The organism is Paenibacillus glycanilyticus (genome assembly GCF_023715145.1).
Lineage (GTDB): Bacteria > Bacillota > Bacilli > Paenibacillales > Paenibacillaceae > Pristimantibacillus > Pristimantibacillus glycanilyticus_A.
In genome coordinates this window covers 272,054-292,756 of record NZ_JAMBNP010000003.1, presented here as the reverse complement: position 1 = coordinate 292,756, position 20,703 = coordinate 272,054, and the positions used below count along the sequence as shown (strand labels likewise).

The following is a 20,703-nucleotide window of genomic DNA, read 5'->3' as shown; positions in this document are numbered from 1 at the left end:
TAAATCCATGCTGACTTCCGCTATCGTAAACCGTGCGGTGAAGGACAGCTTTCTGAAATTAAATCCACTGACCATGATGAGAAATCCCGTCATGTTTGTCGTTGAAGTCGGCACCCTGGTTGTCTTGCTGATGACCATCTTCCCCGGCTACTTTGGTACCGAGGGCCGCGTCGGATTCAATCTGACCGTTTTTCTAATCCTGCTGTTTACCGTCCTGTTCGCCAACTTCGCCGAAGCATTGGCTGAAGGACGCGGCAAGGCTCAGGCGGATTCACTCAAGAAAAGCAAGCAGGACATCACGGCAAATAAAGTAACAGGCACCGCTATAAAGCAAGTATCGTCATCCGAGCTTCGCAAAGGAGATATTGTTCTCGTCTCCGAAGGAGAGATGATTCCCGGTGACGGCGAAATCATTGAAGGTCTTGCCTCCGTTGATGAATCGGCGATTACGGGGGAATCAGCACCGGTCATCAAGGAAGCCGGAGGCGACTTCAGCTCCGTGACGGGCGGCACCCGCGTTGTCAGCGACCAGATCAAGGTCCGAATTATGAGTGATCCCGGCGAGTCGTTTATTGACCGGATGATTTCCCTGGTCGAAGGCGCGAAGCGTCAAAAAACGCCTAACGAGCTGGCGCTTAACACGCTGCTGACCAGTCTGACGCTGATCTTCCTGATTGTTGTTGTGACGCTTGCCCCTATCGCCAAATATGTAGGGGTTGAGCTCGATATTCCGGTCCTTATTGCCCTGCTCGTCTGTCTCATTCCGACAACAATCGGCGGTCTGCTGTCAGCTATCGGCATCGCGGGCATGGACCGCGTCACGCAGTTCAACGTGCTGGCTATGTCGGGTAAAGCCGTAGAAGCAGCCGGAGATATTAATACCATGATTTTGGATAAAACAGGCACCGTCACTTACGGTAACCGGATGGCGAGCGACTTCCTTCCTGTCAAAGGAACCAGTATTGAGGAGCTTGGACAGTGGGCGGCACTCAGCTCGGCCAAAGACGAGACGCCGGAAGGCCGCTCCGTGCTTGAGCTGATGAAGACCAGACAGCTGAGCTTTCCGTCTCAGCTTGCAGAGAATGCAGCCGTCATTCCATTTACGGCCGAGACCCGGATGAGCGGTCTTGATCTTCCGGATGGACGGAAGGTCCGCAAAGGCGCCGTGGATGCCGTGAAGAAATGGGTAGCATCGCAAGGAGGTACCGTTCCTTCCGATCTTGACTCTACCGGCGAAGGAGTTGCCGTTCTCGGGGGTACGCCGCTTGCCGTAGCGGTGGATAACCGCATCTATGGCATTATTTATTTGAAGGATACGGTGAAGCCCGGCATGCAGGAGAGATTTGAGCAGCTCCGCCGCATGGGGATCAAGACCATTATGTGTACGGGTGATAACCCTCTCACCGCAGCAACCATCGCCCGCGAAGCCGGCGTGGATGACTTTGTGGCCGAGAGCAAGCCGGAGGATAAAATCGCGCTCATTCGCCGCGAACAAGCAGCGGGCAGCCTTGTTGCGATGACCGGCGACGGAACGAATGATGCTCCTGCTCTTGCTCAAGCTGACGTTGGCCTTGCCATGAACAGCGGAACGGTGGCGGCGAAGGAAGCCGCCAATATGATTGATCTTGATTCCGACCCGTCGAAGATTATCGAGGTTGTCGCCATCGGCAAACAGCTCTTGATGACGCGCGGCGCGTTAACGACCTTCAGTATCGCCAATGATATCGCCAAATATTTCGCCATCATTCCGGCGATGTTCATGCTTGCGATTCCGCAGATGGATACTCTGAACATTATGAAGCTGGGTTCGCCTTCATCGGCGATTCTATCCGCGCTTATCTTCAACGCGGTAATTATCCCGCTCCTTATTCCGCTGGCGATGCGAGGGGTCGCTTATAAGCCGATGAGCGCATCGAAGCTGTTAAGCAAAAACCTTCTTATCTACGGGCTTGGCGGCGTAATTGCCCCATTCATCGGGATCAAGCTGATTGACCTGCTCGTTCATGTATGGATCTAGAACGTCCTGAAAGGAAGAGATTGTTATGACAAACTCGAATTCGAACTCCGGTTCAATATCAAATAGCTCTATTCTTGCCATAGCCATACGAGCCGGTATAGCTTTTATTGTCCTTTGCGGAATTATATACCCGCTTGTATCCACTGGCCTCGCCCAGCTGATCTTTCCGCATCAGGCCAACGGCAGCATGATCAAGGATGCAAGCGGACGGATTATCGGCTCCTCCCTAATCGGGCAAAGCTTCACCGACCCGGCTTATTTCCAGGGACGAGTATCCAGCATTGACTATAAAGCGGAAGCTTCCGGCTCCAACAACTATGCACCGTCGAATCCCGACATGTTGAAACGGACGCAAGACTCGATTACTGCCTGGCAGGCAGCGAACCCGGATGTCCCGATAAGCAAGCTTCCAATTGCCCTTATCACCAACTCCGGTTCGGGTCTGGATCCGCATATTACGCCGGCATCTGCCGAAGTCCAAATCCCGCGAATCAGCAAGCTGACCGGCCTGCCGGCGGATACGCTGAAGCAGCTAGTAGAGAAGCATACGGACGGACGGGATCTTGGCCTGTTTGGCGATCCCCGCGTGAATGTGCTTGAACTGAATATCGAATTAAGCCAGCTTCGCAAATAACATCAGCCCCGCCTGACCCTTCAATAGGAGCATGCGGGGCTTTCCTAAGCCAACCGGGAAGGAGGAATATCCTATGAACGACAGTTTTCGTCGCAAAACCCCTGAAGAGCTGCTTCAGGCCATCACAAAGCTTCATCATGGACGGCTCAAAATCTATATCGGCGCCGTCAGCGGAACCGGCAAAACGTATCATATGCTGCGCGAAGGCCAGCAGCTTAAGCAGCAGGGTCTTCATGTAGTCGCCAGCGCCGTCTCCACGATGCGGAGGCCGGATACCATGGAGCAGCTTGCCGAGCTCGACCGGATTCCAAGCATTCACTGGCGGCAGGATGGCGTCGAACGCAAGGACCTCGATCTTGCGGCCATCAAGAAACGCAATCCCGAAGTTCTGCTGGTGGACGGACTTGCACACCGCAACCGGCCGGGCAGCGAATTTCCCACCCGTCTGGATGATATCAAGCATTTGCTGGATCACGGGATCAGTGTCATCACAACCCTTAATGTTTACGAGCTGGAGGATATCTCGGATCATGCTTACCAGTTGACCGGGATCGAAGCCGAGCATACGGTACCGGACGATACGCTGGAGCTTGCGGATGAAGTTCGTCTCATCGACGTTACGCCGGAAACCATTCTGACGCGTCTGGATGAAGGAAATCTGTGCAATACCAGCTCCCCTCATCTGCTCCGCAGAGGTAATCTAGGCAAGCTGCGGGAGCTCGCTCTGCGTCTGATGGCGGAGGATGTGAACGAATCGCTGGAGAGCCATCGGAGACAGCAGGGATTGGTTGGGCCATCGGGTGCGGCGGAGAAGATTCTGGTTGCGGCCCAATATTACTGGAACGGTTCCATCCATATTCGGCGCGGCCAACAAGTCGCCAGAAGGCTGAGCGGCGAGCTGTTGGTAGTCTCGTTCGTCCCCGCTGACCTTGCTTTGTCGAAGGAAGCAGCCGCGTTCAAGCGGTCCATCATCAAACTGACGGAGAAAATCGGAGCCAGCTTCGAGGAGCTTGCCATCCCTCGCCTTCGCCGGCGCCAGCTGCCGGAGCATATGGCCAACTACGCGATGGCTCATGGCGTGACCCGGATCGTGCTGGGCCACTCCAAGCACACCCCGCTGCAGGAGCTTCTTCGGGGCTCCGTGGTGGACGGCATATTGCGCTACGCCCGCCATATCGATGTCTTCTTCGTCGCGGACCGGACAGAAACGGAAGGAGAACGCATCCTGCCAGTCAAGCACCGGAACGCCGCTGCCAATTCCTTCTATAAAAGACTCAGTCCGGCGGAGCAGGAGAAATCCACCAACCGCCTCAAACGCGGCACCTTCAAGGTATACATCGGCGCGGCACCCGGGGTTGGCAAAACCTATACCATGCTCAGGGAAGGAAATGTTCTCCGCCGCAAAGGAATCGATGTCGTTATTGGTCTGCTCGAGACGCATGGCCGCAAGGATACGATGGAGCAAATCGGCGAGCTCGAGATGATTCCCAAAGCTTCAATTCCTTATAAAACAACCACCCTTCAGGAGATGGATGTCCCTGCTATTCTGGAGCGTTTTCCGGAGGTGGTGCTGATCGACGAATTGGCTCATACGAATGTGCCGGGAAGCAGCTTTAAAAAACGTTATGAAGATGTCCTTACGATTCTTGATGCCGGAATTTCCGTCATTTCGACCGTTAACGTCCAGCATCTCGAAAGCTTAAACGATGCCGTGGAGCAAATTACCGGCGTGCGCGTCCGAGAGACCATTCCGGACCGCCTGCTCCGTCTCGCTGATGAGGTAGAGCTGATTGACGTATCGCCTAAAGCGCTGCAGGAGCGAATGCGGCAGGGGAAGATCTATCCGGTTCATAAAATAGAGGAGTCGCTTGGCGCTTTCTTTCAGCTTGGCAATCTGATTGCGCTTAGGGAACTAGCCTTAAGAGAGATTGCCGACGACGTGGATGAACGGCTGGAATCCTGGGAGCGGACCGACGCCCTGCGCGGACCGTGGCGGAGACGGGAGGTCATATTCGTTGCCATTACCAACCTTGCCCAAGGGGAGCGGCTTATCCGCAGAGGGTTCCGCATCGCCTACCGGCTGAAAGCGGAGTGGCATGTCATGGCCGTGCAGAGCGGCAAAAAAGAAGATGCGGCCATAGAACGCCGCATAAAGGATCTCCTTCAATTAACGGAGCAGCTGGGAGGCACGTTTATTGCGAAGCCGATGAAGCAGTCGCCCTATCTGCCGGCTTTTCTGCTTACGCATGCCAATGCCGTAAGGAGCACGCAGCTTATCATCGGTCAGGAGAAAAGAGGCTGGCTCGCGAGAATATTCCGGCCGTCCTTGGTGAAGAAGATCTTGCAGAGCGGCCGAAACATGGATGTGATGGTCGTCAGCTGCCTTCCTTTGCAAGAGCAATAATATCCTTTGGATCGAGAATGCGTCGCTCATACGAGGTATAGGACGTTCGAATCATGGCGAGGCCAACTTGCCGAAGCGTAATGAGATGGTTTGGGAAAATCGGCCGGAGGATGGGGTACAGCCAAGTCAATGCTCTAGCCCATTTCGGCACTCTCACCTGCCCCTTCGTCGGATGCATATAGCCGGGTCGGAACATAAACGCCCGCCGGAATGGCAGCTGCAGCAGATGATTCTCCGTTCTGCCCTTCACCCGGGCCCACATGACGCGTCCCTTCTCGGAGCTATCGGTTCCCCCTCCGGTCACATAACAGAAGACCATGTCCGGGTTCAGGCTGGAGAGCAGGCGTGCCGCATGCATGGTCAGGTCGTAGGTGACGCGGGTATAGTCGGCCTCCGGCATGCCGACCGACGAGACGCCAAGGCAGAAGTAACAAGCATTATAGCTTATCAGCTCATCCTTAATGGGAGTCAAATCGTAGAAATCCTTATGGATGATTTCCTTCAGCTTCGGGTGCGTAACGCCGGAGGGCCTGCGGGTAATGACCAGCACCTGCTCGACATCCGGATGAAGCAGGCATTCCATCAGGACGCCTTCTCCCACCATCCCCGTCGCTCCGGTAACAATCGCTTTAATTTTCTGTCTCTGCGGATTAGCAGCCATTCTCGCATCTCTCCCTTTTTCAAAAGGCACTATAGTCATTATGGCATAGGCTTCCGACCTCACTCAACCGCATGCGCAAGGACATAAAAAAGGACGAATCGGATTTACTTCCGCTTCGTCCTTGTCTTCTATTTAAGCCATCAACTGCTTCACCAGTTCACGGTTCCGTTCCTTGAATAATTCATTATGGGATGAGACCATCCCATACTTGTTGGCATCCGGTTGAATAAAGGACTTCGCGCTGTTAACCGCATTGGCCGCATCCTGGAAGCAGCCTGCAATCAAATGCAGCTTGCCGTCATGCATCAGAATATCGCCTGCGGCGTAAAGGCCCGGCACGGAGGATTCGCCGCTAGGGGTTCCTTTCACATACCAATCCTCGACCATCTCAATGTTAAGCTTGCTGTTCTCTAGCAGAGAGGAATCACGATCGTATCCGTGATTGATAACCACTTCATCAATAGCCAGCTGAGATACTTCGCCCGTTTGGGCGTTCGTCAGTTCGACGCGTTCAACAAGCTCATCGCCGGAGCTCGCAAGCAGCTTCGTGATTTCGGTATGGAACAAGCACTCGACCTTCGTGCTGTTCAACAGGGTGGATACATTCGCTTCATGCCCGGACAAGGCATCTTTGCGATAAGTAATGTAGATCTTCTTCACGAATGGCAGAAGCTCCATCGCCCAGTCCACGGCCGAGTTGCCGCCGCCGGAGATAATTACGTTCTTATCCTTGAATCGCTTCAAGGACTTCACCGTATAATGAAGATTTGTTACTTCGAACTTCTCCGCCCCTTCGATCGCCAGCTTCGTTGGATTCAGAATGCCGCCGCCAACGGCGATGATGACGGTCTTCGAATAATGGATGCGGCCCGAGGAGCCCTGCAGCTCGAAGATATGGTCTTCATTGCGCGTAATGGATTCGATTTTCTCATTCAGGACAACTTCCGGATCGAAGGTAAGGCCTTGTTTGACCAGCTGCTCAATCAACTGCTCTCCCGGAGTAGGCGTCAAGCCGCCGATGTCCCAGATCATTTTCTCCGGATACACGTGGACCTTTCCGCCTAGAAATGGCTGGAATTCAATCAGCTTTGTCTTCATTTCTCTAAGCCCGCTATAGAAAGTCGAGTACAGCCCGGCAGGACCGCCCCCAATTACCGTTACGTCAAACAAATCTTCTTGCAGCATGAAGTTTCCTCCTCGGAAAAGCACTGTCATTGATTATCATTATCAATAGTATACGGCCTTTGAGAACTTTTTTCAATAAGCATTGACAATCCGGCTAAATCACTATAATTTAGTAAATGGCACTAGTAGTGATAATCATTATCATCTCTTGTTGACTATATGATCATCAGCTTGCAAATATTTCATTATAAAAAAAGGAGATACACCACCATGAAAAAAACACTTGTCTCCCTCTCGATGCTCTTCGTTCTTATTCTGAGCGCATGCGGAAACAACAACTCGGGCAATAACGCCGGAGCGGAGAACACAACGGCTTCAAACAACGCGGGGACGGCAAATGCATCTCCATCCGCAGACGCGGCTGCCGAAGCAACAGGCACCATCACGTTCCAATCGGAAAGCGGACCTATGGAAGTGCCTGCCAATCCGAAGCGCATTGTTGACCTTTCTTCTTATACCGGCAGCTTGATATCCCTTGGCCTTACTCCTATTGGCGTCACCTCCTGGGCGAAGGACAATCCTAACTTCACGGAGCAGCTGAAGGATGTAACCGAAGTATCCGAAGAGGATGTCGAAAAAATTCTCGAGCTGGAGCCGGATCTGATCATTGGCACCGAAACAACCAAAAACGTAGATAAACTGAAAGAAATCGCTCCGACTGTTATATTCACTTACAATAAAGTCGATTATCTGCAGCAGCATATCGAAGTCGGCAAAGCCGTTAACAAGGAAAAAGAAGCAACGGCTTGGGTGGAAGACTTCAAAGCACGCGCTGATCAAATCGGCAAAGACATTAAAGCGAAAATCGGTGAGGATTCTACGGTTACCGTCATTGAGAACTACGACAAGGAACTTTATATGTTCGGTGATGCTTGGGGCCGCGGCACCGAAATTCTGTACCAGGCGATGGGCCTGAAGATGCCGGAGAAAGTCAAAGAAATGACCACGAAAGACGGCTGGTATGCTTTATCCCTGGAGGTTCTTCCTGAATACGCGGGCGACTACATCGTCTTCAGCCAAAGCAAAGATACGGCAGGCTCCATTACGGAAACCGAGACTTACAAAAACATTCCGGCCGTAAAAAATAATCATGTCATCACGGCAGATGCCAGAGGCTTCTACTTCAACGATGCCTTTACGCTCGATTATCAATTGAACTTCTTCAAAGAGCAGTTCCTGGGTAAATAAGTCGATGACACAAGATACGAGACGACCTATCCCTTTTGTAATTAAATTGTTCGCGGGGATCGTGCTCTTTATCGCAATCTTCTTCCTGGCCATGGTGTTCGGCGCTGCCGACACCACGGTCCACGAAACATGGCTCGCGCTGACGTCACCTCACGACACGAGTGAGAAGGTGACGCTTTTGCGCGAAATCAGGCTGCCGCGAGAGCTCGCGGCAATCTTTGTTGGTGCGGCGCTAGCCGTATCCGGCGCCATTATGCAAGGGGTAACCCGGAATGCGCTGGCCGATCCGGGGCTTCTCGGCTTATCGGCCGGAGCGAACGCCTCCCTTGCCGCAACGGTTGCACTTTTCCCCGAAATCAATTATTTCGGCATTATGATCGCATGCTTCATTGGTGCCGCCCTTGGCTCCATTCTTGTTATCGGCATTGGCGCGGCAAGACGCGGCGGCTTCTCCCCTATTCGCATCGTATTGGCGGGAGCGGCTGTTTCTACGTTTTTGTACGCTGTTGCGGAAAGCATCGGCCTAACCTTCAAGGTATCAAAGGACGTCAATATGTGGACGGCCGGCGGCCTTATCGGCACATCCTGGGAGCAGCTCCAAACCATCGTTCCCGTTATTGTGGTCGGCATTCTCATTGCCATCGTGATGTCGAAGCAGCTGACCGTACTTAGCCTTAGCGAGGATGTGGCGACAAGCCTCGGGCAAAAGACCGGCCTGATCAAAGGCATCCTGTTTACCGTCACGATTCTGCTCGCCGGCGCCTCTGTTGCGCTGGTCGGCAATCTGGCTTTCCTTGGCCTCATGATCCCGCATATCGTGCGGGCTATTGTCGGCCAAGACTATCGTTATTCCATTCCAATGTCCGTTATTGCGGGTGCTTCCTTTATGCTTCTTGCGGATTTGATCGGCCGGACCGTCAATTCGCCTTACGAGACTCCCGTAGCGGCCGTTATTGCGGTTGTGGGCCTGCCTTTCTTCCTCATTATCGTTAGAAGAGGAGGCAAAGCACTGAAATGATGTTATCGCATAAGGTTCGAAAACAACGCATTATCTTGGGCATGCTGTTCCTGCTTATTATCGCGACGATCATTACTAGCCTCAGTCTAGGTTATTCAACACTGACCTTTAAGCGGTTAATACCCGTTCTGTTCGGTGAAGGCACGAAAAAAGAAAACTTCATCTTGTTCGATATCCGGATGCCGCGCGTCATCATCACCCTGCTGGCTGGCATGGCGCTTGCCTTATCCGGCTCGATCCTGCAGGGCGTGTCCCGCAACGATCTGGCGGATCCCGGCATTATCGGCATCAACTCGGGGGCGGGCGTTGCCATTACGGTCTTCTTCCTGTTCTTCCCGACGGAAGCAGGTCCGTTCGTCTATGCCTTGCCGGTTGTCGCCTTTATCGGCGCCTTGATAACCGCATGCTTGATCGCCCTGTTCTCTTGGAAAAAACATGTCGGCATTCAGCCGGTCAGCATGGTGCTGACGGGCATCGGCTTCCAAATGGCGCTTAGCGGCGTTATGATCGTGCTGATATCCTCGGCTGACCGGCAGAAGGTTGATTTTATCGCCAAGTGGATTGCCGGCGGCATATGGGGAACGGATTGGGTATTTATTCATGCCATGTGGCCATGGCTTGCCATCTTCATTCCGTTCACGCTGTACAAGGCTAACCGCCTCAACATTCTCTCGTTGAACGAGCATGTAGCGGTTGGCGTCGGCGTCTCTCTTACGAGGGAGCGCATTGTGCTGCTCTTCTCGGCGGTTGCCCTCGCTGCGACTGCGGTATCGGTGACGGGCGGCATTGCCTTCATCGGGCTGCTCGCACCGCATATTGCGAAGGCTCTGGTAGGTCCGCGCAATCAATTGTTTATCCCGATCTCGATCTTGTTTGGCGGATGGCTGCTCATGCTCGCCGATACGATCGGCCGCCAGATCGACATCGCCGGCGGCCTGCCAGCCGGGATTGTCGTGTCCCTTATCGGCGCACCGTACTTCTTGTACCTGCTGCTGAAGAAATAAACGAAGAAAGCCCCGCAGCAGATGATCTGCTATGGGGCTTTCTTCGTTTATTGGGCACCTTGCTCCCTTGCAATCGCGCGGCCGGCGGTCCGGCCCGCAAAGAGGCAACCGCCAAGGAAGGTCCCTTCGAGCGCGCGGCAGCCGTGCAGACCGCCGCCGCCAAAGCCGGCGCTGCTCCGGCGAATCCAACAGAAACAAGCCGCCAAATGACCACCAGGCCTGCCCGCCAAACGATGACTCCGGCTCTTGGTCGAGCAGCAGCACCCTTTTTCCCGCATCCGCAATCTCTGCCGCTCCCGCAAGCCCTGCTCCTACTACGATGGCATCAAACTTCATCGGCCCTTCTCCCCCCGCCGCGCGCTTCAGCAACATTCTTGCTTTAATTTATTAATCACCGGCAATAGAAGTCAAGACAAGAAAAGGGCCTCCCTTCATAAAGGGAAGCCCTGATTGAAATGCTATTTATGAGGAAGCTGCTGAACGTAGCTGTCGGACAAATGCAGAAGCTCAAGGGCTCTGTTGTATTCGTCTTCGGTTACGCCGCCTTCCTTCGTTTCTTTTCCGTCGGACACTTTATGGTTTGTGCCGTCTTGATATTCGATACCCGGGATATACAGGTTCGTATTGTCGATAACCGATCCGCTAGGCAGGAAGTGGCGCATTGGAATCAGCTCCGAGCTTTGGTTCAGCAGGTCTTCCCCGAAGTGGATCTGGTTCTGCAGCGATGCGCCAACCAGGTTCGCAACGGTAGGCAGAATGTCAATTTGACCGCCAACCTGATCAATCACGGACGCATGCGTAACGCCGGGAACGTGCATAATAAGCGGGATATTGAACATTTCCGTATGACCGTAATCCGTACCAAGCATTTCTTTCATCAATGCTTTCTCGTCATCATCCAGCGAGTACAGCGGCAGACCCTGATGATCGCCGTACATGAGGACGATGCTGTCATCCCACAGACCGCTCGATTTCAGACCGTCAATGAATTCGCCCAGCGCATAGTCCGCGTAGTTCTGTGCTTTCAAATAACGGGTAACCAGACTGTCATCCTTGAACTCCGCGGGAAGCTCAATCCGGTATTTCGACGTTGGAATGTTATAAGGATGATGCGCGCTCATCGAGATGACTTGCGCGTAGAACGGCTTATCTGCCTGATCCATCTTCACAAGCTCAGGAAGAGTCTTCTTGTACAGCACTTCATCGGAAGCGCCAAAGGCTACATGATCTTCATCGCCATAGAATGCTTGATCATAGTATTTATCCCAGCCGATTGCCGAATACAGCTCTTTGCGGTTCCAGAAATCAACGGAATTCGTATGGAAGGTTGCCGTTGCATAACCGCTCTCTTTCATCAGCTTCGGCAAGCTTGGCAGTGCTTTGTCAACGTTAACGTCGGTCGCTGCTTTATGCTTTGGAACGTACAGCGATGTATTTACCACATACTCCGCGTCGGAGGTTGTGCCTTGGCCGACCATCGTATAGAAGTTTTTGTAATGAGCCGTTTCTTGGACCAGCTTGTTCATGTTTGGCGTAATTTCGACGCCGCCGACTTTAAGGCCAATCAGGAAGTCCTGGTAGGACTCCATTTGCAGAATAATAACGTTCTTGCCTTTGCCCGCGCCAAAGTATTTCGGCGCCGCAGGCTCTGTAATGCCTTTGAGTTCATTAATCTTCGCCTGCGTGATTTGATTCATAGGCGTAAGGGCTTCGTCTTCCATCATCTTGTCAACGATATTGTAGACCTCGTAATCGAGCAAGCCCATCTCTTCGGCCTGCTTGTTCTCGTTCATGCTGGCGCGGTTTGGCCAAACGTTCACGAGACATACCGTAATCGACAATGCGAATGCAGCCATCCACAGCTTGCTTTTTCTTGGACGCATATCAGCGGATTGGCGGGCTTTCTTGTATCTTGGCAGCAGCAGCACGACGGCAATCACGATGATATCCAGGAAAATAAGCAGATAATACGGATCCATCAGGGAGTAGGTGCTTTCTCCTACCTGCGTAACTTTATCGGCTTGCGTTAAAGCATCGGCCGTAACGATAATTCCGTAATACTTGTAATACATGAGTATGGAGAAATATAAGACCGTGAACAGCAGATTGACGATAAGATAATAGAGCATCTTGCGTTTGCCGGCGAAAAATTCAATCAGGCAGAATACAGCAACGATGAACGGAATCTCCGTCAGCAGCGTCAGCCACGAGAAGCCATTGCCAAAGACCACGTCACGGGCAACGATGCTTTTGATCAACAGAATAATGAGGAAATAATAAAATCGTCTATTTAAGAATCTTGTTATAAAAGACACCCTTGTCATCACCTTTCTTTATAAATCAGTCAGGCCAAAAAACCTTAAGCCTTCTCTGTTGTAGCTCAAGGAGTTTTCCATAGATCTATTGTAAAATCCACATTCTCTTCCATGTATTTATAAACATCCGGTTCATTGAGAAGCTGAATCCCAACCGATTTGCTCATAATCGCATGCAAGCTCGTGGACAAGAATTGTCTTGAGGCTATCCGGAAATCGAGATCGCGAATTTCGCCCTTCTCGTGCCGGACCTTCAGAAACTCTTCGAAGATGGCGCTCTGCTCGCGGAGCAGCGCCGTTAATTGCTCGGCTTCTTCCAAGCCCAAGAGGTCATTCTCCCGGAACAGAATCCGGGTCAAATCCATGTCAGCCGTAAACAGCTCATACAAACGGCGTTTTATCGTTATCATGGCGTCCCTGAGATCAAGGTCTTCAATGACGCGGCTCAGCTGCTGTATTCCTTTTCTACGGTGCTCGAAGCTCTCACGTAGCAGCACCGTCATAATTTCGCGCTTGCCGCCGGGAAAATAATGATAAAGGATACCGTCGCCCATTCCGATCTTCCTCGTAATTTCTCGAACGGGGGTTCCATGGTATCCTTTTTCCGCAAACAATGATTTTGCTGCCTCTAATATTCTCTCACGCGTCTCAGCCGCCTGCTCTTTACGGATGTTGCGAGTCATATCGCCACCTCCTCAAAAGAATTGTTGCTTTTGGCGACAATTCTTACTCCGTAAGCACAAATTTCACTGAACGATCGCACAGCGAAATTTTAGCGCAAGGCCAAGGTGATGTCAATCCATCTGCCAAAACATCACAAAATCGCCTAAACTTTTCGGTTGTCCCTTACGACGGCGTCTCTTTTTTTCTCAAAATGTTCCTTATATTCGACAAGTCCAATCTCGCAGCCCGGCCCGATCACAACCTTGTTCCCTCTTACTATATCAGCAATCGTATTTTCCAAATAGATATGATCTCCTTCCATAACTGAGACTGTTAGCCTAGCGCTGGAAGAAGGTTTAAAAAACAAACTAAGCGGATGCAGCAGACTCGCTTTCCTGATATTGATCTTGCCGCCGCCGATCTCATGGGCTTTGCAATCGCGATAAAGCTTAATATCAAGCTGTCCGGCATTCAGCAGGCCTCCGATCTCAAAGATCCCTTTGGCCGTAAATACCTCCGCCTCGCAGTCACCAAGCGTTTGAAGCATGCCTCTAAGTTTGATCTGCTCGCCGTATACATGATCCTTCGACTCCATGGAGCCCGCCAGGTTCAGCTCCCGAAGACGCGAGATCCCGCCGACGGTCACGGTGCCGGAGGTCTTAAGCAAACCTCCCTGCAATCCGCCTTTAATGTCGCAGGTGCCTACAATGCTCATCCGTTCTGCGGCTACAGAGCCGTTAACCTCCAGTGTCCCGACGCATTTCAGCTTGCTGCAGGACGTATCCCCTTCAATTGTGCCTTCCCCGACAATTTTGACGCTATTATAGCTGCCGCCCATCACGCTTGAGCTGCCCGTAATCGTTAAGCTTCTGTTCATCTTTTCGCTTGTAAGCTGATTCATGGGATCGCCTCCGTCCTTGGTTATCTCTTTGCGCTCTTGATAATTTTTGAGCTGCCGTGAACATCAAGACTCTGCTTATACTCGACGCTGCCAATCGTACAGCCCGGGCCAATCTTGACGTCCCCGCCCCGCACGACATCTGCTATTGTATGCTCGAGATAAATATTGTCGCCCTCGATTATTCCGGCATTCAGTTTGTTGCCAAACGGTCCCGGTACCGACTTCAGCCATTTCTCCAGAATGGAGCCGGGCTGCTTGCGGATCTGGATTTCTTCGCCGCCAATCTCGTTGATATGACTGCTTCCCTGCAAAGTCAGCTTGATCTGACCCGCATTTAACATCCCGATGTCCATCCGGCCGTTGGCTTCGAAGGTTTCGGTCTCGCAGTTCCCCTTCACCGTAACCATGCCGTTCATCCGGAGCTGCTCGCCGGTTAAGTTGCCGTCAATCGTCAGCTTTCCTTCCAGGTTGAATTTGTTTGCCCGCACGTCGCCGCGAATATTGCCCATCCCGTTAACGGAGGCGGTTGCGGCCCTCAGACTGCCTTGCACTTCGCCTCTGCCATTGATCTGAAATTCATAGCAATGAATATCGCCTTCGATTTTTCCAAGACCCTCAATCTTTGCGGTATGAACATCTCCGCCGTAAGATTTGCCGATTCCGGTAATGATCAGTTTGCGTGTCGTTTCCATTGATTTTGCCCCCCTTTATATCGCCATTAATTTCAATTTTAATTGCTCGATCATACCGGGCACATCCACTCGGAGGATGATCTTTACTCCGCTTTCGAAATGAATTTCACCGCCGGCAGGGACAAGAAGGAACACCGATACGCCCATCTTGCGAAGCAGGATCAGCTCGCATTGCTGTTCTTTGAATTTCTTGTAATGCTCAAGAAAGGTGGGAATAAGCGTCTTGCCTTCGTCGAGGCTGATCTCGCCCCTTTGCAGACAATAATCGAGAATGTAGACACATAATGTCTGTTCAAACGTATATAACTCCGACTGCCCGATAAAAGCTTCCGCTGCTTTTGCCGCATTTAATGAAACAATGTTTCGTTCTATTAGCTGCTTCATTGGAATCGAAATCGCCTGCGATGCCGGCGAGAACATATCTGCCAGCTCATCCAAGGAAAGATCGTCCTTCATATGCACAATTTTATCGATTCTGTCTAATATCTTCTGCTTTGGAAAAAAAGTCTCTTGCCCGGTAAATGCCGATTTGCGGATAAACCACTCCTCCGGCAGCAGGTTTTTACGCTTCCAGCGGTACAGCTGCCCATACGATATGCCGGTTAACTCCAGTAAATCCTTTTTGGATATCAGTTCTTCCTCCATTACACGGCCTCCTTTTCTCTCTTAGTATAACATAACATTGTTACGTTATTGACGCAAGAAGGCAGGTGCATGTGTTTCGAAGCGAACTATAATTTCTTATTCTTCTAAAAAGGAAGCCGCTCACAGAATGGGGCTTCTGCAAGCGGCTTATTCTTAGTCTATGCCTTGTCTCCACGGCTCATACAAGCTGGACTTAAAATCTGTATGTACCGGCTGGATTCCTCTCAAGCGCCAATCGCAATACTCAAGCAGATGGTCGACATCCTCCTGTGTCCGATTATGGCCGCCTCGCCGATAAGCCATGCCTATATGATCTTCGGCGCCAAGAAACCGGTAAACCTCCTCCGCCTCCGCATAAGAAACATACATCCCTTCGGGATTAATCCAATCATCCTCGTAACCGCAGGTTAAGAGCAGGGCTCTTGGCGCGATAAGCGCGGCCAGCTCATGCTGGTCGAACGGCAGAGCCGCCGGATCCTTGAACTGGAGGAATACCGAGTTGAACCAATGCGCCAGGCTTTCGCTGTGCAGGGCTTCCAGCGGCTCGCTCCTTCCGGCCGTTCCCCAAGGGTACTCCCTCCCTTCGAACGAAGCATGAGGGTTGACAAGGGCAGACCGTTTATCCATCATCCCGATGACCAGAGTTCTTCCGAGCGTTCTTCCCAATCCGATGTCGTCACCACGCGGCGGCCATCCTGAAAAACTAACGGATCCGGCAGCTCCCGCGTAAGCGGCAATTCAGCCGGGCTGACGTAGGTTCCCTTGCGAATAGACAAGACCAGCACATCCTTCCCATGGATAAATAGAAGTCCCGAGTATCACATTTGCCGCGGGCAAAGCAAATCCATTCCTTCATTAAATAAAGAAAGAGCTGTCCCGCCGGGCCCAATGTTCGTTCCGGAAGGACAGCTCTCTGTATTTAAGAAGGATGGATTAATGGCCGGCGGCAAGGTCGACATGCTTCACGTGCTTATGATTCGTTAGGATAAACAGAACGGACAAGATCACAAAGCCCGCTCCCACATAGAAAGGCACATGCGGGTTATACCATTCCGCAAGCTTGCCCGCGAAGTAAGGAGCAATCGCGCCGCCGATAAACCGCAGGAAGCTATATGCCGCGGATGCGGTGGAGCGCTCAACAGGGGCGGCATTCATGACGCCGGTCGTAATCAAGGTGTTATTGTTGCCAAGCAGGGCGCCGGCGAAGATGACGCTGGCGATAATGACCCATTCGGTATCCGTCCAAATCGCCATTGCCAGCAGCGTAAGACCAAACAACGTCAGCATAACGGCCATCGATTTGACGGTACCGAATTTGCGCTGCAGCCACGGAGCCATAAAGACCGACGTCACGGCCAGCAGAATACCCCAGCCGAGGAATACATAACCCAGTCCATGGATGCCAAGGCCCATCACGAAAGGCGCATAAGCCATCAGAGTGAAGAAGCCAAAGTTATAGAAGCACGCTGTCAGCCCAAAGACAACAAGCGGACGATGCCTCAAAGCCCGAAACGGATCGAGCAGCGAGGTTTTCTTGGCCGGGACAGCGGATGCTCTTGGCGTCCCTGCTGCTTTTGGCATCATCAAGATAATGGCCAGAAAAGCAATAACCATAAGCCCGGCAACGCCGATAAACGGCCCTCTCCAGGAGATGGAGCCCAGCTCGCCGCCAAGCAGCGGACCTACCGAAATCCCGATTCCAATCGCAGCTTCATATAAAATGATGGCTTTAGTCACACCGCTCTTGGACAAGGATACGATAGCCGTTAACGCCGTTGCTACAAAGAAGGCATTGCCAAGGCCCCAGCCGGCCCGATAGCCGACCAGTGCCCAAATATCATTCGACAACCCGCCAAGCAGCGAGAAGATCGCAATTATGACGACGCCAAGCAGAAGCGTCCATTTGATGCCGAGCCTCGAGGTAACAACGCCGGTAATCAGCATCGCTACCGCCATAACGGCGTTGTAGCTGGTGAACAATAAGCTTACTTCGCTTGCGGAAGCATGCATCTCCTCCGCAATAGCTTTCAGTATGGGGTCAACCAGACCAATCCCCATAAAGGCGATAATTCCCGCGAAGAATACGGCCCAGACCGCACGGGGCTGATTCAGGAATCCGCCCTTTTCATCCGATAAGGTTGTTGATTGAGATGAATTTGCCACGCTCATTCTCACTCCCGTTTATATTTCTTTTTGGCCTCGTTAATCCGATCCTTGAGCTGATGGATCTCCGAACGCATGTTTTTCATCTTCTCCAGCTTGAGATCAATCATCTCCAGCTGCTTATCCACCGTCTGCTCAAGCTCGTCAATCTTCCTCAGACGCAGCTCCACGTCCTCCGTCTGCCTTATCTCATCGCGCTGATTAATGAATTCCTCGCTCATCGCCACGTATTGCTGCAGCTCCTGAAGCGAGAAGCCAAGCACGTCGCGTGCGTTAATGAGCTTCTTCAGCCTCTCAACATGATCGTCCGTATACAGACGGAAGCCGCCTTCGCTGCGCTCCGGAGGTATCAGCAGACCAAGCTCCTCATAATAACGAAGCGTGCGCTTCGTTAAACCAACCATCTTTGCAACATCCTCAATCTTGTAAAAAATGACCATCGCCTCTTTTCTCTTGCTCTCTGTTATCTACGATACCACCAAGTTAATGTTAACGTCAACGTTAATCTTGAAAGAATAACATCTCTGGTGCCATCTTCCTCTTTCATTAAGATGTCCTTCCCCAGACGATATCATTCCGCAGAAAAGCCGGGAAACGTCCCTGTAAAAAGGTTCGCTCCCGGCCAGCCGTTACGTTTATGGAAGTAGAATAATCTTGCCCGTACTCCTGCGGCTTTCGAGCAGCCGATGCGCCTCTGCGCCTTCCGCCAGAGAAAAAGCTCGCGGTGTCTCCAGCTTAAGGCTGCCGTCCCGAAGCCAGCCGAACAATTCATCGGCCCGGCGAATACGGTCTTCGCGGGACGTCACATGATTCCACAGATCTCCGCCGGTTAACGTCTTCGACGTATCCATCAGCATCCGGGGATCTACAAAAGCGGGGTCTCCTCCCGCCATTCCGTAGAAGACGACCGTTCCCTTCGTCCGCACGGCGGCAAAGCTGTCCATCAGCGTGGAGCCAACCGAATCATAGGCGACCGATACGCCTTCACCGCCAGCTGACCAGCTCTTGGCCGCTTCTGCCCAACTTCCGCTGTAGAGCAGCACTTCATCTGCACCGGCGGCCCGTGCGGCATCCCGCTTCGCCTCCGACGAGACAAGCCCCAGCACGCGTGCTCCCTGCCGCTTCGCAAGCTGTACCAATAGCTGCCCGACTCCTCCGGCAGCAGCATGGACAAGCACCTCGTCGCCTTCTTGCACCTTATAGCTGTCCTGCGTCAAATAATGCGCGGTCATGCCTTGCAGCAGCACCGCCGCCGCTGTCTCGAAGCTGATGTCCGCCGGAAGCGGAATCACCTTCTCGACCGGCACCCGGACCAGTTCCGCATTGGCATGCGGCACATCGCAAAAGGCGATCCGGTCGCCCGGCGCAAGTCCTGCCGCATCGGCGCCGGCTTCCTCCACGATGCCCGCTCCCTCATAACCCAGTATATAAGGCGGATTCCCCGCCAGATGATAATTGCCGCGCCTCCGGTAAATATCGGCGTAGTTCAGGCCGGCCGCCTTCAGCCGCACCAATACCGTTCCCGGCTTAAGCTCCGGCGCGGGAATCTCCTTGTACGCCAATACCTCCGGCCCGCCAAACTGTTCAAACACTAATGCCTTCATGCTGTTCATCCCGCTGCCCCCGCATCATTCATTTCGAACTTCATTCTATTTCAAATATGCCTCTCGGGACAAGCCTTCATTCGCCTTTGTTAGCGAGATACCAGAATGCTTCCGGAATCAAACGCATCCTGAAACGTTTTGCTGGCTACGACAGCGCGTTGATCGTTAAGCGCCTCAATCTTGTACGGAGCACCGGACGAGGAAGGCAATTCGACATACCAGAGCTGCTCCACGCCTGCTTCTTTTATGATCTTAGCAGGATAAGCTTCGCCTCCGGCGGTAACCTCGATATGGGTAACGGAATGATCCGCGATTTGACCAAACACAATCGGGAAGGGACCTTTTATGCCCTTAGTCTTTGGCATGCTCATATAGTTAACGGCCTCATCCGCAATTGGCGACAAGCCGTATGCGCCGCCATAAACCCACTTCCAGCCCAGCCATGTTTGACGAACATATTCTATGCCAAGATCCGTGCCGTCCTTCTGATCGTTTCGTTTCGTAAACACCAGGGCACCTCCATCGATTGCTTCCCGGTGAATGATTTGATACGCGGGCATGTTCCTGAACTTCATTACCGCCTGCTCCGGGGTATCCCCGACAGGAATCCGTATCGTCCCCGGGTAACCCGCCGCGCGCGAATATCGCCAGTCCGCGATTCCGCCGGGCCGGTCATAGACGTAAACCATACCAACAAATAAGACCAAGCAAGCTAGTATTATGCAACCCCATTTGACCCACAACGGACTTGATCGTTTTTGCTTATCCATGGAATAGGTACTCCTTATTTTCTGAAGGTTCTTTCGTAGTCCTCGAAACGAATCTTTCTGATCTGCTTCCGGTCGGCAGAACGGACAATAATCCCTTCCGATTTGCCAGCTGCGTCAATTCCAACCTTGGTTTGCTCGAAGCTTTTCAAATAACGGAACGTATCCTCTAGAGAAATCGGGAATTCCGAACCACTGATCTCGTTTAACAAAGGCGCATAGTCAAGCTCATTCGCCTCTATAAATTTAATCTTCTCCGTTTCGTTATAGAACGGCTGATTGCCATGCTCCCGCCATTCCGCTATCTTCTCATTGGGCAGGGCGAGGAGATGATCCAGCTCGCTCTTGGTTAGGGAGAAGACATCAAACACTCGGTAGGCCTGTGTCTTATTTTCGGTATAATTCTTAGCGGCTTTTGTTTTCCCGCCATAGGACTCCTGATAGACAACCGTTAAAGCCCTATCCTCCCGAGGAAAATTATTTTCAATGTATTTTTCAGCTAAAGGCTTGAGAAATTCGGCGATATTCCCGTACGGATTCCCAATACGGTCTCCCTTTGCATAGAGCAGCTCTTCTCTGGATCCGATCAAATAGTCTAATTCGCCGGATTCATGATGCAAGAAGATCATTCTTGCGTTCTCTCCGTCTACTTTCTCGTGCGCATAGATGCGATCCGTGGCATTCAGATATCCCCGTTCTTCGGTTAACTCCTCCGTTAGCTTGCCCCGCTCGCCTAGCTTATGGTAGGTAAGAATGCTTGGATACTTGGTTAAAGAGTTGATTTTTCTTAAATCCATATTTCTCTCCCTCCTTATAAAAACAAGGTTTCTTATCTCACTATC

20 protein-coding genes and 1 pseudogene are annotated in these 20,703 nt (G+C 52.1%); 6 read left to right on the top strand and 15 right to left on the bottom strand.

Annotated elements, in window-relative coordinates; all coding sequences use genetic code 11:
- Nucleotides 1–7 precede the first annotated feature (7 nt).
- The 3 genes from kdpB (at nucleotide 8) to M3194_RS10975 (ending at nucleotide 5,055) form a co-directional block, all read left to right on the top strand.
- A complete protein-coding gene (gene kdpB, locus M3194_RS10985; RefSeq protein WP_251654224.1) occupies nucleotides 8–2,017 on the top strand; it encodes a potassium-transporting ATPase subunit KdpB in 2,010 nt (669 codons plus the stop codon).
- A gap of 25 nt (nucleotides 2,018–2,042) precedes the next feature.
- Entirely contained in the window at nucleotides 2,043–2,651 is a 609-nt protein-coding gene (kdpC, locus tag M3194_RS10980) for a potassium-transporting ATPase subunit KdpC (RefSeq protein ID WP_251653470.1), read from the top strand.
- Nucleotides 2,652–2,724: 73 nt separating this feature from the next.
- Complete coding sequence (locus tag M3194_RS10975) at nucleotides 2,725–5,055, top strand: histidine kinase (RefSeq protein ID WP_251653469.1); 2,331 nt, start codon at nucleotides 2,725–2,727, stop codon at nucleotides 5,053–5,055.
- Here the strand turns inward: M3194_RS10975 and M3194_RS10970 are convergent.
- Together M3194_RS10970 and M3194_RS10965 are read right to left on the bottom strand one after the other, a co-directional pair.
- Entirely contained in the window at nucleotides 5,027–5,716 is a 690-nt protein-coding gene (locus tag M3194_RS10970) for an NAD-dependent epimerase/dehydratase family protein (RefSeq protein WP_251653468.1), read from the bottom strand. The genes M3194_RS10975 and M3194_RS10970 overlap by 29 nt on opposite strands.
- Before the next feature lie 132 nt (nucleotides 5,717–5,848).
- The gene (locus M3194_RS10965) at nucleotides 5,849–6,901 is read right to left on the bottom strand and encodes an NAD(P)/FAD-dependent oxidoreductase (RefSeq protein ID WP_251653467.1); all 1,053 of its coding nucleotides are present in this window, start codon (nucleotides 6,899–6,901) and stop codon (nucleotides 5,849–5,851) included.
- 210 nt (nucleotides 6,902–7,111) lie between these two features.
- Between M3194_RS10965 and M3194_RS10960 the strand changes: the two genes are divergently transcribed.
- From M3194_RS10960 to M3194_RS10950, 3 genes are read left to right on the top strand one after another with little or no spacing between them, the layout of a single operon-like run.
- Entirely contained in the window at nucleotides 7,112–8,089 is a 978-nt protein-coding gene (locus M3194_RS10960; protein ID WP_251653466.1) for an iron-hydroxamate ABC transporter substrate-binding protein, read from the top strand.
- A gap of 4 nt (nucleotides 8,090–8,093) precedes the next feature.
- Nucleotides 8,094–9,107: a FecCD family ABC transporter permease gene (locus M3194_RS10955; protein ID WP_251653465.1), complete on the top strand. Its 1,014-nt coding sequence runs from the start codon at nucleotides 8,094–8,096 to the stop codon at nucleotides 9,105–9,107.
- A complete protein-coding gene (locus M3194_RS10950; protein ID WP_251653464.1) occupies nucleotides 9,104–10,111 on the top strand; it encodes a FecCD family ABC transporter permease in 1,008 nt (335 codons plus the stop codon). The genes M3194_RS10955 and M3194_RS10950 overlap by 4 nt, the downstream gene beginning before the upstream one ends.
- 138 nt (nucleotides 10,112–10,249) lie before the next feature.
- On the opposite strand, the pseudogene M3194_RS10945 reads toward M3194_RS10950, so the two are convergent.
- The 13 genes and pseudogenes from M3194_RS10945 to M3194_RS10885 all read right to left on the bottom strand — a co-directional run.
- A pseudogene (locus M3194_RS10945) lies at nucleotides 10,250–10,447 on the bottom strand (FAD-binding protein); the annotation flags it as partial.
- Nucleotides 10,448–10,569: 122 nt separating this feature from the next.
- The gene (locus M3194_RS10940) at nucleotides 10,570–12,435 is read right to left on the bottom strand and encodes an LTA synthase family protein (protein ID WP_251653463.1); all 1,866 of its coding nucleotides are present in this window, start codon (nucleotides 12,433–12,435) and stop codon (nucleotides 10,570–10,572) included.
- Between the two features lie 56 nt (nucleotides 12,436–12,491).
- The gene (locus tag M3194_RS31255; RefSeq protein WP_285889212.1) at nucleotides 12,492–13,109 is read right to left on the bottom strand and encodes a TetR/AcrR family transcriptional regulator; all 618 of its coding nucleotides are present in this window, start codon (nucleotides 13,107–13,109) and stop codon (nucleotides 12,492–12,494) included.
- Nucleotides 13,110–13,252: 143 nt separating this feature from the next.
- Nucleotides 13,253–13,990, bottom strand: a complete 738-nt coding sequence (locus M3194_RS10930; protein WP_251653462.1) for a hypothetical protein — start codon at nucleotides 13,988–13,990, stop codon at nucleotides 13,253–13,255.
- Between the two features lie 20 nt (nucleotides 13,991–14,010).
- On the bottom strand, nucleotides 14,011–14,682 hold the full coding sequence (locus M3194_RS10925) for a polymer-forming cytoskeletal protein (protein WP_251653461.1): 672 nt from the start codon (nucleotides 14,680–14,682) through the stop codon (nucleotides 14,011–14,013).
- Between the two features lie 15 nt (nucleotides 14,683–14,697).
- Nucleotides 14,698–15,327: a YhbD family protein gene (locus M3194_RS10920; RefSeq protein WP_251653460.1), complete on the bottom strand. Its 630-nt coding sequence runs from the start codon at nucleotides 15,325–15,327 to the stop codon at nucleotides 14,698–14,700.
- 153 nt (nucleotides 15,328–15,480) lie between these two features.
- A complete protein-coding gene (locus M3194_RS10915) occupies nucleotides 15,481–15,993 on the bottom strand; it encodes a glucuronyl esterase domain-containing protein (protein WP_251653459.1) in 513 nt (170 codons plus the stop codon).
- On the bottom strand, nucleotides 15,954–16,103 hold the full coding sequence (locus M3194_RS10910; RefSeq protein ID WP_251653458.1) for a hypothetical protein: 150 nt from the start codon (nucleotides 16,101–16,103) through the stop codon (nucleotides 15,954–15,956). The genes M3194_RS10915 and M3194_RS10910 overlap by 40 nt, the downstream gene beginning before the upstream one ends.
- A gap of 157 nt (nucleotides 16,104–16,260) precedes the next feature.
- On the bottom strand, nucleotides 16,261–17,496 hold the full coding sequence (locus tag M3194_RS10905) for an MFS transporter (RefSeq protein ID WP_251653457.1): 1,236 nt from the start codon (nucleotides 17,494–17,496) through the stop codon (nucleotides 16,261–16,263).
- 2 nt (nucleotides 17,497–17,498) lie between these two features.
- Nucleotides 17,499–17,930, bottom strand: coding sequence for a MerR family transcriptional regulator (locus M3194_RS10900; RefSeq protein WP_251653456.1), 432 nt, complete (start codon nucleotides 17,928–17,930; stop codon nucleotides 17,499–17,501).
- 195 nt (nucleotides 17,931–18,125) lie between these two features.
- The gene (locus tag M3194_RS10895; RefSeq protein ID WP_251654216.1) at nucleotides 18,126–19,094 is read right to left on the bottom strand and encodes a quinone oxidoreductase family protein; all 969 of its coding nucleotides are present in this window, start codon (nucleotides 19,092–19,094) and stop codon (nucleotides 18,126–18,128) included.
- A gap of 89 nt (nucleotides 19,095–19,183) precedes the next feature.
- On the bottom strand, nucleotides 19,184–19,864 hold the full coding sequence (locus M3194_RS10890; RefSeq protein WP_251653455.1) for a hypothetical protein: 681 nt from the start codon (nucleotides 19,862–19,864) through the stop codon (nucleotides 19,184–19,186).
- Nucleotides 19,865–19,878: 14 nt separating this feature from the next.
- On the bottom strand, nucleotides 19,879–20,658 hold the full coding sequence (locus M3194_RS10885; protein WP_251653454.1) for an RNA ligase family protein: 780 nt from the start codon (nucleotides 20,656–20,658) through the stop codon (nucleotides 19,879–19,881).
- Between the last annotated feature and the right edge of the window lie 45 nt (nucleotides 20,659–20,703).